Below are 15,486 nucleotides of genomic sequence, written 5' to 3'. Positions count from 1 at the left end.
CCGCCCCGGGCCAAGCTGTATCTGCCCGAGAGTTCCTGGTTGCGACCCTTTGACTTTTTACCCCACAACCCTCTGTGAACGGGTCAGTTTTTCATTTGTCTGTCTTTTCTGTCCTTGGGTGGCGATGTAGTGTCGGTTCATGAAGTGGAACTTGCCCAATATTCTGACCTTGCTCCGCCTGCTGGCCGCGCCCGGTCTGGCTGTGATGTTTTTATATTTCACCCGACCTTATGCCGACTGGTTTGCCCTGATCCTGTTCATGTCTGCTGCGATCACCGACTGGTTTGATGGCTATCTGGCGCGGGCTTGGAAGCAGGAAACCAAGATGGGCGCGATGCTGGATCCGATTGCCGACAAGGCCATGGTCGTGATCGCGCTGATGATCCTTGTGGGCTATTCGACCGAGCATTGGACCCCGTGGCTGGTGCTGCCCGCTACCGTGATCCTGTTTCGCGAAGTGTTCGTCTCGGGCCTGCGTGAATATCTGGGTGATGTTGCCGGAACGCTCAAGGTGACGAAGCTGGCCAAGTGGAAGACCACGGCCCAGATGTTTGCCATCGCCATACTATTCTCGCAGGGGATATTCGAGCACAACTTCGTCATGGCCACCTTCGGCATGGATCCCACGATCATAGATCAGGTCCTGACCGGAGAGGCTGAGGACATCAACAACATCCGCTGGCACCTTGAGGGAATGTTCTGGTCAGGGCGCATTGGCCTGTGGTTGCTGTGGATTGCCGCCACGCTGACATTGATCAGCGGCTATGACTACCTACGTAAAGCCATGCCGCATCTGAAGGAGAGCTAACCGATGGACGTGCTGTATTTCGCCTGGGTTCGCGAACGCATCGGCCTGCCGAAGGAAAAGGTCGAAACACAAGCTGCGACCGTGTCTGATCTGGTAGCCGAACTCAGCGCACGCGAGGATCGCTATGCTGCGGCCTTTGCCGATCTCTCTGCGCTTCGAGTGGCTTTGGATCAGGAGCTGTCCGATTTTGACGCCCCTCTGGCCGGTGTGCGTGAGGTTGCGTTCTTCCCCCCAATGACGGGCGGCTGAGATGCGGATCGCGGTTCAGGAAGAGGCGTTTGATCTGGGGGCCGAAGCCAACGCCTTTGCAGCGGGCGACGACGCCAATGGGGCGATCGTGACATTTACGGGTGTCGTGCGCGATCTGGCCTCGGGCGATCTGGATGTGATGGAGATCGAGCACTATCCCGGCATGACGCAACGCGCGCTGACAAAAATCGCGGAAGAGGCCAAGGAGCGTTGGTCTTTGGGTGATGTTCTGTTGATTCACCGCCACGGCAGGCTGGCTCCGGGCGACCGGATCATGATGGTCGCGACAGCCGCACCGCATCGCAGGGATGCGTTCGAGGCAGCAGAATATCTGATGGACTACCTGAAATCCCGCGCACCGTTCTGGAAGAAAGAGATCACCAATTCAGGTGCCGAATGGGTGGCCGCGAAGGACGAAGATGAAGACGCCCTGACGCGGTGGTAGAGGTCGGCTCCGGCACCCGTTTCCAAGTGCCGGGCCAAATGGAATAGCTTAGCTATTCTGCTCCGTATTGCAGGTCCGCGCCGCCTCGATCGCTTTCAAGGTGCCATCAAGACTTACGGTAAAGCCGCTCTCTTTTTCCGGGAAGACTGTCATATCGTACTTTTTCATGACGTCCTCAACGAATTGCGGGTTGTTGGCCAGAATATAGCCTCCTGTATACCCTTCCGCGAGGTGCTTGGTCTTCTTGTAGGCTTTGGCTTCGTAGACATTACCATCCAGCGACAGGATGATGTCTTCCTTTTTGCCTTTCAGGCCAATGTCATTCTGAGTGAAGACACCAAGGTATCCCATTTCCTGATCCTTGGTCAGGCCCATTTGCACGACGTTGTTATTTTCGTCGACACGCTCAATCAGGCAAGAGCCGCGGGTATCATCGACATAGATAGTCCAGCCGGATTCCTCGCCCCATTTCGAAAACGTGTCATTCTCGGACGGGATCACATCGCTTGAGGCGAAGGCGGCAGTTGCGCCAAATGCGGCAAGGGTAGCGGCGGTTTTCAAAGTAACTTGGAAATTCATGATAGACTCCAGTTTTACAGAAAAAGGACAGTTCTGTGTGCAGGCAAAAACACACTCATTCATTATGTTGAATTTGTTGAAAAACTAAAGAAACCGGAGTCAGATCGGCTAAAACCCGCCGAACCAAGCCGCGCAGGCGCTTCGGGCTTAGCCCGGGATACGAAGACTCTGCCGCGCTTTCAGCAGTCTTGAGACGTTCGTTTTGCCGGATGACTCAGGAAAAATCCGAAACGCCATCACTAACTCCCACTGCGGCGAATGCTCCCGTTTGGTCGTCTGAACGGAGCGCGAGAAAAGGACTCAGCGGGTCGTATTAGTCCGCGTTGTTGATGCGTCCGCGCATTTCTTCGGCCTCTTGCCGGGCGGCGCGGAGGCCGTCCATGGCAGCGGCCAGTTCTGCCTCGGTTTGGGTCAGCTGGTTGGTCAGCTCGGCCTCGCGCTGCTGCAGATAGGTGATGGCCTGATCGCGAGTTTCCTCAGCCTCGTGCAGTTCCTGGCTCATACGGTCCAGGTCGGCTACGTCGCTTTGGCGGACGCGGGACAGGCGATGGGCCAGCCAGTTGGCAAACCATCCCATGCAGAAAGCCGCGAACAGGATGACGGCGGTGGCGATGATGAATTCTACTCTGTTCAACTTACTGGTCCTCTGCTTCCGCATCCGGCGCGGTCGTCTCGGTCTGGTCTTCTGATGCGGACGTCTCGGTCTGGTCTTCCGCCCCGGTCTCAAGCGCCTCGAGCCCGGTTTCCGAGGCCTCAGTGGGTTCCGGCCGGATCAGGCGGAACTCAATCCGGCGGTTTTCTTCGCGGCCCTCTTCGGTGTCATTGTCTGCGATTGGCTGTGTTTCACCATAGCCGACGGCTGTATAGCTTGAGGTCGGAATGCGCCGTCCGCGTAGCTCGTTCAGGATCGACTGCGCGCGCGCCTGGCTGAGTTGTTGGTTCATTTCTTCCCTGCCCTGACTGTCGGTATGGCCTTGAATTTCCATCCGGATCGGACCGCAATCACGCAAGATATCTGCGATCTGATTGACCGTATCGCGCGACTCCGCGGCAATGGTGGCCGAGCCCGGCTCGAATGCGATTTTGCTGGTGGCTTGAATCTCGGCGATACCTTCTTCACAGAGTTCAGGATCGGGCGGGGCGTCTTCGGGTTCGGGCGGGGCGACATAGGTGATCGACAGGGTGAAGTTCTGCGCATCGCCCAGCTTGTCCGAAAGCAGACCGGCGATCCGGGCCTTGGCTTCTTCATCATGGCTGATGCCGTTCAGGTCGACCAACTCGGGCGTTACAGTCAATGCACCGTTATGCAGTTGGGACAGGGCCTCAAGCCCGGCCAGAACACGTACGGGCCAGTCCATCGGCAAATCCGAGGTGATACGGGTCGCGGTATAGACATTGTCGGACCCAAACGCCGCGCGGGCATAGCTGTCGACCATGTCGCGCAGAACGTCATCACCGACGCGGCCGCGCAATTGGATCAGGCCCTCAGGGCTGCGGGTGGCAGAGAACTCGACGGGCCCGGTCTCATCCGCGACCTCGGGTTCGGGCAGCACGGCATGCAGGGCGAACACCTCGGGCAACGCGTTTTCCAGCTCACCCACGACGCGATCGAACAGCGCTGGGTTCGTGCCTTGAGCTGCGACCAGAGTGATATCCGCATCCGAAATCGTCACCGATCCTTGCCCGATTTCAGCAAGCGCGTTGATGCTCTTTTCTGCGGCTTCTGCCCAGCGGGGGGAGGGTACACCCAGACCAATGGTGCAGAAGGAGGGGCCGGCCAGACCGGCGTCTTCTGCCGCTGCGATGATCTGATCGCGGGCGTCTTCATCCTGGGCAGAACAGGCGTCGAACTGGCCTCCGGCCTCGTCAATCAGGTAGCGTAGGGTGAAGGGCGTGATCACCGGGCGTGGGGCTGAAATGGACAGACCGATCCGCACGCTTGGTGGAGCGGCGCGGGTCAGGTCTTGCTCCAGCCGCTCTTTTTCCTGCTGGCTGTTGGCAATCGCGGTGATCCGGACAAGGCCGGGGCTGGCCGAGATCTTGGCGCGCGGCAGATCGGACAGGGCCAGCACGGCATAGGCCAGCGCATCGTCCCAGCCATCGGGTTTCGGGTAGTCGGCGGTCTCAACCAGGTCCGAGACGGAATGGTCGCTGTCCAGCGCCTGCAACCCGTCCATAAGGGACTCGCGATCCTCGCTGGCCGGTATCAGGCCGATCACCGAGACACCGCTGTCATTGCGCAGGATTTCCACGGAAAACCTGGGGGCGGCCAGTGCCGACGTGGCGGCCACATCCATCTCATCTATCACCCTGGAGGTGTCGACCTCGGTTCCGGCAGCGGTCAGGGCATTGAAGCGGATCGCCTCATCCGGCGCGGTGCCTGTGAGTATGACGCGCAGACCGTCGGATTCGACCTCGGCCCAGTTGTGACCTTTCAGGTCCAGCGCGCGTCGGACGGCGAATTCCGAGGCGTCTTCGACCTTTGTCACGGCAAAGCCCGCAGCCAAAAGGGACAGTCCGGCAGAGACGAGAAAGATCAGGCAAACAGCTACAAAATAGGGCAGACGCATATGCGGGCTTCAGACTCCTCGGGCGTTTGGGCGGGGTTGTACAGGCCCCGGCGCGCAGGTGCAATCAGAGCAGCAGCGCGACGCAGAGGAAGATCAGCGGAATTAGGCCGGTATCCCGGTTCGACCGGAACAGCATCAGCAATTTGGCATTGTCCTCGATGTTCAGATTGCGCAGCTGCCATAACATATGCCAGCCCATGGCCCATGGCCCGCCCAATGCAATCGTGACAATCCAGAACGGCGAATCCGGCACGCCTGCGTCGATGATCGCCAGCCCCACTAGCGAGACCGTGGCGATCAGAAAATACTTCAGCCATCTGGCCGTATCCGCCCCGAACAACCGCGCGGTGGATTTGACGCCGATCAACGCGTCGTCCTCGGTATCCTGATGCGCATAGATCGTGTCGTAGAATAGCGTCCACGCTATACCCGCCAGATACAGCATCACCGCAGGCCAGCCCAGCGATCCGGTATGGGCCACCCAGGCCAGCAGCGCGCCCCAGTTGAAGGCAAGTCCCAGAAACACCTGCGGCCACCATGTGAAGCGTTTGGCAAAGGGATAGAGGGCAACTGGCACCAGCGACAGAACGCCCATGAGGACAGCTGCAGTATTGAAGCTGAGCAGAATGCCCAGCGATATAAGAGCCTGCAGACCCATCCAGATCACGGCTTGCCGCACGCTGACCTGACCCGAGGGGATCGGGCGGGATTTTGTGCGTTCGACCTGCGCGTCGAAATGGCGGTCGGTGATGTCATTCCACGTGCATCCCGCGCCGCGCATCAAAAAGGCCCCAATGGCACAGCCGACTGCAATCCAGGCGTCCTCCAGCCGTGGCATGCCATCGCTGAGGATCGCCAGCGCCAGCCCCCACCAGCAGGGGATCAGCAGCAGCCACGTTCCGATCGGCCGATCCGCGCGGCTCAACCGCAGGTAGGGGCGGGTGAAGGCGGGCGCGCGGGTGTCCACCCAATTGCCGGTGACAGCATCAGCGACCTGACCGTCTGGTGTTGGAGCATTGCCTTGCATATGTAGGGTCTCATGAGTGCGAAGATCAGACTGTATGTAGAGCAGCCCTTGGGTCAGGGGCAATCGGTTCCTTTGACGCGTGAGCAGGCGCATTACCTGTTTGCCGTTATGCGGCAACCCGTCGGCGCGCAGATTGCGCTGTTCAATGGCCGGGATGGCGAATGGTTGGCCGAAGTCTCTGAGGCGGGCAAGCGCGGCGGCGTTCTGTCCTGCCTGCAGCAGACCAAGCCTTTGCAACTGCCGCCGGATTTGTGGTTCCTTTTTGCGCCAATCAAAAAGGCGCGCACGGATTTCATTGTCGAGAAGGCCGCAGAAATGGGGGCCGCGCGCATTCTACCTGTGCAGACAGACTACACAAACTCCGAGCGTATCCGGCAGGACCGACTTCAGGCGCATGCGGTCGAGGCCGCCGAACAATGCGGCGGTACCTTTGTGCCCGAGGTCGCGGATCTGCAAAAACTGGACCGCGTGCTGGATATTTGGCCTCAGGATCGGCAATTGATGTTCTGCAATGAGGCCGAGGTCGGTTCAGCGCTACGATTGGCCGCTCAGGAAAAAGGCCATCCATGGGCCATTCTGATTGGCCCCGAAGGAGGGTTTTCGGACCAAGAACGCGCCCGTTTGACCGCACTGCCCTTCGCACATGTGGTTAGCCTCGGCCCGCGAATCCTGCGCGCTGATACAGCGGCGGTGGCTGCATTGACCATGTGGCAGCAGGCCTTAGGGGATTGGTTCTGAAGCGCCCCTGTAAGAAATGACGGATTTCTGTCTTAGCTACACCACTAAAAAATAGGATCTTTCCGTCCGAAAGGCTCGAATTCTTTCCACCAAGCTGCAACCTCTCGCTCAGGACAGTGTTTGTTCGCGCTGGTGGCGCCTGTTCGACAATGGTTTTTGCAAAATATGTGCCTTGGGGTCATTTGGATTGTTGTGGCTGGCCGAAATGACACTGGATTGTCAAAGTATCGTTTTGCTGCAGGGCGACATACCATTCCTGAGTCTACGTCAGTTGCTGCTGAGGTTTTCAGTTTTTCCTATCGTTGAAGGTCATATCTTTGGCGACTGGAAGGACCCGGCTTGTGTTGGCGAGATAGGTGAACCGGTCAGCTGGGACAGAGAGCTGTCCGAACGGTTCTTAAGAATCCTTTAACCGATTTTTTGCTATTCAAAGTTGAATTGGAACCAGGAGCATTGGCACCATGAAGACTTGGTTGTCGGTTGTGATGACCTTAATCGTTTTGGCGGGGTGTAGTAAGGATTTGCAGGGCACGCAGTCATTTGGCCCCGCGGCTGAACCTGTTGCGCAGCCTGTGGCGGCGCGAAGCAACCTGAATGGTAGTGTCGCGCGCACGGAATTTGCCGAGCTGGTGCGCAGATCCGTTGCCACCTCTCCAACGACTGCGGCGGGAACCGCCAATGTTCTAGCCTTGCAATCTCGGATCGAGGTTGAAAGGGGTGCGTTACGACCACAGCTGAACGCCGAAACCTCTCTGACGTCCGACGGGGATACGGTTCCGATCTTACGCCTAAGCCAGATCATCTATGACGGCGGCAAGGTCTCGAGCCGTGTCGGGCTTCGCCAGATCGAGGCGCGCCAGACCTGGTTGAGCGAACTGTCCGAGCTAAGCGCCCAAAGCTTTGAGGCGATCGAGGCCATCATCGACCTCGACCGCAACCGTCGTCTTGAAGATCAAGCCCGGCAAAACCTTGAACGCACAGAGGCACTGGTCAGCGATCTGCAATCCCGGTTCGATGCCGGTGCCGGATCGGTGGCAGATTTGCTGGCGGGTCAGGGCCGCCAGTCCAATGCAGAAACCGAGCTGGCGCAGGCCGAAACAGAAGTCGAACTGGCAACCGCCATCTGGATCGAAGTGTTCGGCAGCCGCCCGAGTGCCATTCCAACCATCCCACCGGCCCCGGTTCTGGCGGGAACGACTTCGCAGGCCATGGTCGAACGCAGCCCGCGTCTTCGCACACAGGTTGCCGTCAGTGAGGTACGCCAGCAAGAGGTTGTCGTGGCGGAGCGCGCCACTCGCCCGACCTTGTCTGCGATCCTAGAGACCGACTTTAACGAAGGCAGTATCGACAATGGGGCGCAGGCCCGTCTGGGCGTGAATGTCCCAATCTATCAGGGTGGCTCTGCCCGTGCCAATGTTGAAACGGCGCGGGCCAATCTGCAGCAGAGCGAGGCCGATGCGGAAGAGCTGCGCCGCGAATTGCAGCGCAGCCTGTCACAGGCTCTGGAGGAGACGAACTCAATCCAGCGGCGTCTTGCGACGGCCCGCCGCGCGGTTGAGATCAACGAACAGGCACTCGATGCGGCGCGGGGACAGTTCGACATCGGACGGTCGACGATCGTGCAGATTCTGGACGCTCTGCGCGAGCTGAACCTGGCCCAGGTCCGTGTCATCCAGTTGGAGGCACAGGCGCGCCGGGCTGAATATGCGGTGCTTGCGGTGACGGGCGATATTCTGGATGCGCTGGGCGTCGCACAACCGACTGACCCAACCTTGTGATACCCCTATGACCCCAACCGCCACAGACCCGCTGATCACGCATCTTCAGTTTTTGACAGAGCGGTTGGGTCACGGGCTGGGCAAAAGACGGGCGAGAACCCGGGCATGGTCGCGCAGGTCGATATGCTGTCCGAGCCGAAAACGGTGCTGGAGTATCTGACCAAACCGGTGATCCGCGTCAAAGATCGCGCCTTCCGGGACTAGTCCGAGATACGAAACCCCCTCTTGAACTCTGCGCCACTCGGCCCGATTTTGAGGGGGCTGGGGATTGCCCAACACGTCCAAGCGCTGAAACAGGAACACCGATATGAGTTTCATTCGACCCGAAGCCAAATTGGCCCTGTGGCGCTGGCGCGAGGTTGTCGCTGCCGGTTTTGTTTTGATTCTGGGCCTCAGCTGGGTCAGTGGGCCGGGTGGTCTGCTAGGCGTTCTGGGTTGGATACTGGTGGCTGTCGCAGTCGCTCTGACCGTTATCGGCGTGCAGCGTGCCCGCTTTCGCACCGGTGCAGGCGGGCAGGGCGTCGTCAGCGTCGATGAGGGGCAGATCACCTATCTCGGCCCGCTGGATGGCGGCATGGTGGCAACGCGCGAGATTGAGCGACTCGCGCTTGATCCGACTTCAAGCCCGGCGCATTGGGTGCTGGACCAACCGGGGCAACCTACGCTTCACATTCCTGTGAATGCGGAAGGGGCCGAGGCGCTGTTCGATGTGTTCTCGGCGTTGCCGGGATTGAAAACGCAACAGATGCTGGCCGAACTCCACGGCGGGTCACGCCATCCGGTGGTGATCTGGGAAAAAACCTCCTCTCGCCCGGCCCACCTTAGGCTGCATTGACACTGGCGCGGTTTGCGCTCAGGACTGACCGATAAGACAGACACATCAGGATCGGAGATCGGTTCATGTCCATCCCTCAGTCCGGCGGCGGTCCGATCGAGCGCCACGAGCAATTGGCCGAATACCTGGAATCGGGCTGCAAGCCCAAGGCCGATTGGCGTATCGGGACCGAGCATGAGAAGTTCGGCTATTGCAAAGACACCCTCAAACCGCTGCCTTTTGAAGGCAAACGGTCCATCGTTGCGGTGCTTGAAGGGCTGCGTGACCGCCATGGCTGGGCCGAGGTGCTCGAAGCAGGCCACCTGATCGGGCTTGAAAAAGACGGCGCGAATGTCAGCCTTGAACCCGGCGGCGCGCTGGAACTGTCGGGCGCTCCGCTCGAGACGATCCACGAGACCTGCGATGAAGTGAACACCCACCTGCGCGAGGTGAAGGACATCGCCGACGAGATCGGTGTGGGCTTCATCGGTCTGGGCGCGGCTCCGATCTGGACCCACGAAGAGATGCCGCTGATGCCCAAGGGGCGCTATCGGCTGATGAACGACTACATGGAAGAAGTTGGCACCATGGGCCGCGCCATGATGCGCCGGACCTGCACGGTTCAGGTCAATATCGACTTCGGATCCGAGGCCGACATGGTGCAGAAACTGCGCGTGGCGCTGGCGCTGCAACCGGTGGCGACGGCGCTGTTTGCGAACTCTCCGTTCTTTGAGGGCAAAGTGAACGGCCAGAAAAGCTGGCGCAGCCACATCTGGCGGCATCTGGACGATGCGCGCACCGGCATGCTGCCTTTCGTGTTCGAAGAGGGCTTCGGGTTCGAGCGTTACGTTCAATATGCGCTCGATGTGCCGATGTATTTCGTCTATCGCGACGGCCAGTATATCAACGCGCTGGGCATGTCCTTCCGCGACTTCCTGAAGGGTGAGCTGCCCGCTCTGCCGGGTGAGACACCGACTCTGTCCGACTGGGCCGACCACCTGACCACGGCCTTCCCCGAAGCGCGGATCAAGAAATTCATGGAAATGCGCGGCGCCGATGGTGGCCCATGGCGTCGTCTGTGCGCGCTGCCTGCCTTCTGGGTCGGTCTGACCTATGACCAGACCGCGCTGGATGCGGCGTGGGATCTGGTCAAAGACTGGGACGCTGAAACCCGCGAGGAACTGCGTGTTCAAGCCGCCGTTCAAGGCCTGCAGGCCAAAGTTGGGGACATCAACATGCACGATCTGGCGCGTGAGGTCGTGGCGATCTCTGAGGCGGGTCTGAAAGCCCGTGCTTTCCCCGGTGCTGGCGGTCTGGTCCCGGATGAGACGCATTTCCTGAACGCGTTGAAGGAAAGCATCGACACCGGCAAGGTGCCCGCCGATGAGTTGCTGGAACACTACACTGGCGACTGGAACGGCGACCTGACCCGGATTTTCCCCGAATACAGCTATTGATCCGCCCGGTCCCGCTTGCATTCGCGGGGCTGGCCCGATAGCAGGTTGGCGACCAAATTCAGAGGGCGTCATGGACGATCTTAAGGCAAAATATCTGGGCCAAATCGCCGAGGCTGGCGACGAGAACGCGCTTGAGGCGATCCGCGTCGCTGCCGTGGGCAAAAAAGGCGAGGTCGCGCTGAAGATGCGCGAGCTGGGCAAGATGACCCCCGAAGAGCGTCAGGTCGCAGGCCCCGCGCTGAACGCCCTGAAGGATGAGATCAACTCGGCCCTCACCGCCAAGAAATCCGCGCTGGCCGATGCCGCGCTGGATGAGCGTCTGCGCACCGAATGGCTGGACGTCAGCCTGCCGACCCGCGCGCGCCGTGAGGGCTCCATCCACCCGATCAGCCAGGCGACCGAGGAGCTGACCGCGATCTTTGCCGAACTGGGCTTTGCCGTGGCTGAAGGTCCTCGGATCGAGGACGACTGGTATAATTTTGACGCGCTGAATATCCCCGGCCACCACCCCGCGCGGGCCGAAATGGACACGTTCTACATGCACCGCGGCGATGGCGATGATCGCCCGCCGCATGTGCTGCGGACCCATACCTCGCCGGTGCAAATTCGGTCGATGGAGAAACAGGGCGCGCCGATCCGCGTGATCTGTCCGGGCGGTGTGTACCGCGCCGACTATGACCAGACCCATACGCCGATGTTCCATCAGGTCGAGGGGCTGGCGATTGATAAAGACATCTCGATGGCGAACCTGAAATGGGTTCTGGAAGAGTTCGTGAAGGCCTTCTTCGAGGTCGATGATGTCGAGCTGCGCTTCCGCGCCTCGCACTTCCCGTTCACCGAGCCGTCGGCCGAGGTCGATATCCGCTGTTCCTGGGACAACGGTCAGCTGAAGATCGGCGAGGGCGACGACTGGATGGAGATTCTGGGCTCGGGCATGGTCCACCCCAAGGTGATCGCCGCCGGTGGCATTGATCCTGAGGTCTATCAGGGCTTTGCCTTTGGCATCGGGATCGACCGTCTGGCGATGCTAAAATACGGCATTCCTGATTTGCGGGCGTTTTTTGATTCTGACCTGCGTTGGCTGCGGCACTACGGGTTTGCAGCGCTGGATATGCCGAACCTGCATGGTGGTTTGTCGCGGTAAGTGTACCTTTTTGGGGTATACCTCTCGAAGTACTACGACTGGTGCTTTGCTTTCGCGAGCAGACATGGGCTTTGGGTTGGAGCCGCCGTACATTTTGTGTGGCTCTCAGGGTTTGTTGTGATCCTAAACACTGCGCCGGGTTGGGTATCTGGAATTGTCCTGATTGTTTCAACACCGACGCTTGGTCTCTTTATGTTGGCATACCACCGAGCAGAGCGTCAGCGAGAAAGAGCTATGCGCGAACTGAAAGATCAACAATCTCAGTTGTGGAAAACTAAGAAACTCATCGGATGGTACAAAAGGTAAGCGGGGACCGAAGGCCCATAGGCCGCCGCGCCATCTGTCGTTCATTGTTGCGCCCTTGGTTCAAGCCCAATGGACGACACCGCCCGCACGGGCTGGCGATTTGTGTCTGCCCGCGCAACGCTCGAACAGTGCGCGGATTTGGCTTCGATAAAGTGCCCAATACAGACCAAGGATCGCCATCCCGCGGTCTGGCAACAGCGCGGCTTGTTACAGGTTCCCACAGGGTTGTGACGTGACAGTTGGCGTCAGGCGGCTAGGCTCCGGCCTATGATCTATCGACTGCTTCTTTTGCTGCTGACCGCAACCCCGGCACTCGCCATGGGGCCTTGGAAATCCGACTGCCATGGCGATACGGCCTGTGAGGTCGGCGACCGCTCGTACCATGTGTTGGAGCCTGAGGGGTGGGACGGCGAAACACCTCTGCCCGTGTTGCTGCATTTCCATGGCTGGGCGCGGCAAGGGACCGTCGTGGTGAACCATGAACGCATTGCCGGGGCGACCAAGCTGCGGGGCGTTTTGCTGGTGGCCCCGAACGGGCTGGGCAAAAGCTGGGATTTCTGGACCTCGGGCACGGGCGATGTGCCCTTTGCCGACCGCGTGTTGGAGGATGTCGCCAAGCGCTACCCGGTTGATCCGGAGCGTATCTATGTCTCGGGCTATTCCTTCGGCGGCGCGATGGCGTGGCGCTATGTCTGCCAGTCGGGCAATGACGTTGCCGCCTTGCTGGCCGTTGCCGGCAGCATCCGCCAGACTGAAGACTGCCCCGAAGCCCCGCTTGAGGCGCGCCATGTGCATGGCCTCAGCGATACGGTGATGGATTTTCCCTATGGCGCGAATGGCGACACGACCTATCCGGTGGCCCTTTGGCGCGCGAAATACGACTGCCACGACGCGACCCCGCGCGGGGATTGGAGCGTGGTGCCGATCCTGACCCTCAGCCGGGTGGAGTGGACCGATTGCGCGCAGGGGCAGGTGGTGCTGGATACCCATCCCGGCGGGCATTTCATCCCCCATGGCTGGATCGGGCGGCAATTGGACGAGCTTTTGGGCCGCACCCCCACCTATCCTTGACCCGCAGCGCTTGCACCTTGGCGCAATCTTTGCCATTGCCTGTGCCGACTGGATATCTGCCAAAAAAGGCCCCGAGCAATGAAATTCACTCTGTCCTGGCTGAAAGACCACCTCGACACCGATGCGTCGGTTGAAGAGATCACTGAGGCGCTGACCGATCTTGGCCTTGAGGTCGAAGAGGTCGTGAACCCGGCGGACCGTCTGGCGGGCTTTACCTTGGGCCATGTGAAACATGCCGAGAAACACCCCGACGCCGACAAACTGCGCGTCTGCACGGTGGCGACGGATGAGGGCGATCTGCAGATCATCTGCGGCGCGCCCAACGCGCGCGAAGGTATTACGGTCGTGGTCTGCAAACCGGGCATGTATATCCCCGGTCTGGATATCACCATCAGCGTCGGCAAGATCCGGGGCGTTGAGAGCTTTGGCATGATGGCCTCGGAGCGCGAGCTGGAGCTGTCGGATGAACATGACGGCATCATCGAGCTGCCTTCGGGTGAGGTCGGCGACACGTTCGTCGACTGGCTGGCCGAGAATGACCCCTCCAAGATCGACCCGATGATCGAGATTGCGATCACTCCCAACCGCCCGGATGCGTTGGGTGTTGCGGGGATTGCGCGCGATCTGGCCGCGCGCGGCGTTGGCACGCTGAAAGAGCGCGCCTATGCTCCGGTGCCGGGTGATTTCGACAGCCCGATCAAGGTGACGATTGATGAGGATACTCTGGACGGCGCGCCTCATTTCACTGGCCGTCTGATCCGTGGTGTCAAGAATGGCCCCAGCCCGCAGTGGTTGCAGGATCAGTTGAAGGCGATCGGTCTGCGTCCGATTTCGGCCTTGGTCGATATCACCAACTACATGACCTACGACCAGAACCGCCCGCTGCACGTGTTTGACGCGGATAAGGTGCAAGGCAACCTGCGCGTTCACCGTGCCAAAGGTGGCGAGAAACTGGTGGCGCTGGATGAGAAAGAATACACGCTGCAGTCGGGCATGATGGTGATCTCGGACGATAATGGGCCTGAGTCCATCGCCGGTATCATGGGTGGTGAGGAAACTGGCTGTACTGATGAGACCGTGAATGTCTTCCTCGAAAGCGCGTTCTGGGATCACGTGCAGATCGCGCTGACCGGTCGTGCACTCAAGATCAACTCGGACGCGCGCTATCGGTTCGAGCGTGGGATCGACCCGGAATACACGCTGGAGGGGCTAGAGCAGGCGACGCAGATGATCCTGGATATCTGCGGCGGTGAGGTTTCCAAAGTGGTTGAGGCCGGCAAGGCTCCGAACCATGCGCGGGCCTACAAGCTGGATGCGGCGCGTGTGCAGTCTTTGGTCGGGATGGATATTCCCGAAAGCGAACAGCGCCAGACGCTGACCCGTTTGGGCTTCCGTCTGGAAGGCGAAATGGCGCATGTGCCCAGCTGGCGTCCCGATGTCATGGGCGAGGCCGATCTGGTGGAAGAGGTCGCGCGGATTGCGTCTTTGACCAAGCTGCAAGGCAAGCCGTTGCCGCGTGTGACTGATGGCATTCCAAAACCGGTGATGACCCCGACACAGCGTCGTCAGTCGATGGCGCGGCGTACCTGTGCGGCGTTGGGCTATAACGAATGCGTCTCATATACCTTCATCGATCAGGCCTCGGCAGCGCTGTTCGGCGGTGGAGATGACGCAACGCGTCTGGAAAACCCGATCTCGTCCGAGATGAGCCATATGCGCCCGGACCTGCTGCCCAGCCTGCTGCAAGCGGCGGCGCGCAATCAGGCGCGCGGCTATGCTGACTTGGCCTTGTTCGAGGTCGGCCCGGTCTTCCATGACGGCGAACCGGGTGATCAGAAGACACAGATTTCCGGCCTGCTGGTTGGCCGCAACGGTCCTAAAGACGTCCACGGCGCGTCCCGCCCGGTTGACCTCTTTGACGCCAAAGCGGATGCCGAGGCGGTTCTGGCCGCAATCGGCGCACCCGCCAAGGTTCAGATTCTGCGCGACGGTGACGCCTGGTGGCATCCGGGTCGTCACGGCAAGATCTGTTTGGGTCCGAAAAAGGTTCTGGGCGTGTTTGGCGAGTTGCATCCGCGCATCCTGCAGGCGATGGATATCAAGGGTCCGGCAATGGCGTTTACCATCTGGCCGGATGAGGTGCCGCTGCCGCGCAAATCCGGCGCAACCCGCGCCGCGCTGGAACTGCGCGATCTACAAGCGGTCGAGCGTGACTTTGCCTTTGTGGTTGACGATACTGTCGAAGCTCTGACTTTGGTGAATGCTGCGGCGGGAGCCGATAAGGCCCTGATCGAAGATGTTCGCGTTTTTGATGAGTTCATCGGCGGCAGCCTGGGTGAGGGCAAGAAATCTCTGGCCATCACTGTGCGGTTGCAGCCAAAAGAGGCGACGCTGAAGGAAAAGGATATCGAGGCCGTGGCTGAGAAGATCATTGCCAAGGTGTCAAAAGCCACAGGCGGCGTTCTGCGCGGCTAGGGTTTGTCCGCCTCCGGCGGGAGTA

14 protein-coding genes are annotated in these 15,486 nt (G+C 60.0%); 10 read left to right on the top strand and 4 right to left on the bottom strand.

Translation table 11 applies throughout. From position 1 onward, the window contains the following. Positions 1-139: 139 nt before the first annotated feature. From pgsA to ACR0I8_RS15520, 3 genes are read left to right on the top strand one after another with little or no spacing between them, the layout of a single operon-like run. Complete coding sequence (gene pgsA / locus ACR0I8_RS15530) at positions 140-808, top strand: CDP-diacylglycerol--glycerol-3-phosphate 3-phosphatidyltransferase (RefSeq protein WP_170379168.1); 669 nt, start codon at positions 140-142, stop codon at positions 806-808. A 3-nt stretch (positions 809-811) separates the two neighbouring features. After that, positions 812-1,057, top strand: a complete 246-nt coding sequence (gene moaD / locus ACR0I8_RS15525) for a molybdopterin converting factor subunit 1 (protein WP_170379166.1) — start codon at positions 812-814, stop codon at positions 1,055-1,057. Position 1,058: 1 nt separating this feature from the next. Next, on the top strand, positions 1,059-1,502 hold the full coding sequence (locus ACR0I8_RS15520; protein ID WP_170691622.1) for a molybdenum cofactor biosynthesis protein MoaE: 444 nt from the start codon (positions 1,059-1,061) through the stop codon (positions 1,500-1,502). Between the two features lie 48 nt (positions 1,503-1,550). Here the strand turns inward: ACR0I8_RS15520 and ACR0I8_RS15515 are convergent, their stop codons facing one another. The 4 genes from ACR0I8_RS15515 to ubiA form a co-directional block, all read right to left on the bottom strand. After that, a complete protein-coding gene (locus ACR0I8_RS15515) occupies positions 1,551-2,081 on the bottom strand; it encodes a hypothetical protein (RefSeq protein ID WP_170462571.1) in 531 nt (176 codons plus the stop codon). A gap of 313 nt (positions 2,082-2,394) precedes the next feature. Further along, positions 2,395-2,715, bottom strand: coding sequence for a hypothetical protein (locus ACR0I8_RS15510; RefSeq protein ID WP_170379160.1), 321 nt, complete (start codon positions 2,713-2,715; stop codon positions 2,395-2,397). Position 2,716: 1 nt separating this feature from the next. Beyond that, positions 2,717-4,651 (bottom strand): OmpA family protein, encoded by a 1,935-nt coding sequence (locus ACR0I8_RS15505; RefSeq protein ID WP_170691620.1) that lies wholly within the window; start codon positions 4,649-4,651, stop codon positions 2,717-2,719. Positions 4,652-4,715: 64 nt separating this feature from the next. Then, positions 4,716-5,678: a 4-hydroxybenzoate octaprenyltransferase gene (gene ubiA / locus ACR0I8_RS15500; protein ID WP_170691617.1), complete on the bottom strand. Its 963-nt coding sequence runs from the start codon at positions 5,676-5,678 to the stop codon at positions 4,716-4,718. A gap of 12 nt (positions 5,679-5,690) precedes the next feature. Between ubiA and ACR0I8_RS15495 the strand changes: the two genes are divergently transcribed. The 7 genes from ACR0I8_RS15495 (at position 5,691) to pheT (ending at position 15,461) form a co-directional block, all read left to right on the top strand. Beyond that, entirely contained in the window at positions 5,691-6,416 is a 726-nt protein-coding gene (locus tag ACR0I8_RS15495; RefSeq protein WP_170691616.1) for a 16S rRNA (uracil(1498)-N(3))-methyltransferase, read from the top strand. Between the two features lie 461 nt (positions 6,417-6,877). After that, positions 6,878-8,194, top strand: coding sequence for a TolC family protein (locus ACR0I8_RS15490; protein ID WP_170691614.1), 1,317 nt, complete (start codon positions 6,878-6,880; stop codon positions 8,192-8,194). A gap of 307 nt (positions 8,195-8,501) precedes the next feature. Continuing rightward, on the top strand, positions 8,502-9,029 hold the full coding sequence (locus ACR0I8_RS15485) for a hypothetical protein (RefSeq protein WP_170379150.1): 528 nt from the start codon (positions 8,502-8,504) through the stop codon (positions 9,027-9,029). Between the two features lie 65 nt (positions 9,030-9,094). Continuing rightward, a complete protein-coding gene (locus tag ACR0I8_RS15480) occupies positions 9,095-10,465 on the top strand; it encodes a glutamate--cysteine ligase (RefSeq protein ID WP_170691612.1) in 1,371 nt (456 codons plus the stop codon). A 70-nt stretch (positions 10,466-10,535) separates the two neighbouring features. After that, entirely contained in the window at positions 10,536-11,609 is a 1,074-nt protein-coding gene (gene pheS, locus ACR0I8_RS15475) for a phenylalanine--tRNA ligase subunit alpha (protein ID WP_170691611.1), read from the top strand. A 573-nt stretch (positions 11,610-12,182) separates the two neighbouring features. Further along, a complete protein-coding gene (locus ACR0I8_RS15470) occupies positions 12,183-12,986 on the top strand; it encodes an alpha/beta hydrolase family protein (protein ID WP_170480993.1) in 804 nt (267 codons plus the stop codon). A gap of 78 nt (positions 12,987-13,064) precedes the next feature. Beyond that, positions 13,065-15,461, top strand: coding sequence for a phenylalanine--tRNA ligase subunit beta (gene pheT / locus ACR0I8_RS15465; RefSeq protein ID WP_170691609.1), 2,397 nt, complete (start codon positions 13,065-13,067; stop codon positions 15,459-15,461). Positions 15,462-15,486: the final 25 nt, after the last annotated feature.

The organism is Ruegeria sp. BG9 (assembly GCF_056538305.1).
The sequence above is the reverse complement of the archived record's forward strand: the minus strand, read 5'-3'. Positions and strand labels throughout refer to the sequence as shown.

Excerpts from the sequence above, each read along its gene's own strand:
- pgsA (WP_170379168.1), top strand. The coding sequence starts at position 140 with ATGAAGTGGAACTTGCCCAATATTCTGACCTTGCTCCGCCTGCTGGCC.
- moaD (WP_170379166.1), top strand. The coding sequence starts at position 812 with ATGGACGTGCTGTATTTCGCCTGGGTTCGCGAACGCATCGGCCTGCCG.
- ACR0I8_RS15520 (WP_170691622.1), top strand. The coding sequence starts at position 1,059 with ATGCGGATCGCGGTTCAGGAAGAGGCGTTTGATCTGGGGGCCGAAGCC.
- ACR0I8_RS15515 (WP_170462571.1), bottom strand. The coding sequence starts at position 2,081 with ATGAATTTCCAAGTTACTTTGAAAACCGCCGCTACCCTTGCCGCATTT.
- ACR0I8_RS15505 (WP_170691620.1), bottom strand. The coding sequence starts at position 4,651 with ATGCGTCTGCCCTATTTTGTAGCTGTTTGCCTGATCTTTCTCGTCTCT.
- ubiA (WP_170691617.1), bottom strand. The coding sequence starts at position 5,678 with ATGCAAGGCAATGCTCCAACACCAGACGGTCAGGTCGCTGATGCTGTC.
- ACR0I8_RS15495 (WP_170691616.1), top strand. The coding sequence starts at position 5,691 with ATGAGTGCGAAGATCAGACTGTATGTAGAGCAGCCCTTGGGTCAGGGG.
- ACR0I8_RS15490 (WP_170691614.1), top strand. The coding sequence starts at position 6,878 with ATGAAGACTTGGTTGTCGGTTGTGATGACCTTAATCGTTTTGGCGGGG.
- ACR0I8_RS15485 (WP_170379150.1), top strand. The coding sequence starts at position 8,502 with ATGAGTTTCATTCGACCCGAAGCCAAATTGGCCCTGTGGCGCTGGCGC.
- ACR0I8_RS15480 (WP_170691612.1), top strand. The coding sequence starts at position 9,095 with ATGTCCATCCCTCAGTCCGGCGGCGGTCCGATCGAGCGCCACGAGCAA.
- pheS (WP_170691611.1), top strand. The coding sequence starts at position 10,536 with ATGGACGATCTTAAGGCAAAATATCTGGGCCAAATCGCCGAGGCTGGC.
- ACR0I8_RS15470 (WP_170480993.1), top strand. The coding sequence starts at position 12,183 with ATGATCTATCGACTGCTTCTTTTGCTGCTGACCGCAACCCCGGCACTC.
- pheT (WP_170691609.1), top strand. The coding sequence starts at position 13,065 with ATGAAATTCACTCTGTCCTGGCTGAAAGACCACCTCGACACCGATGCG.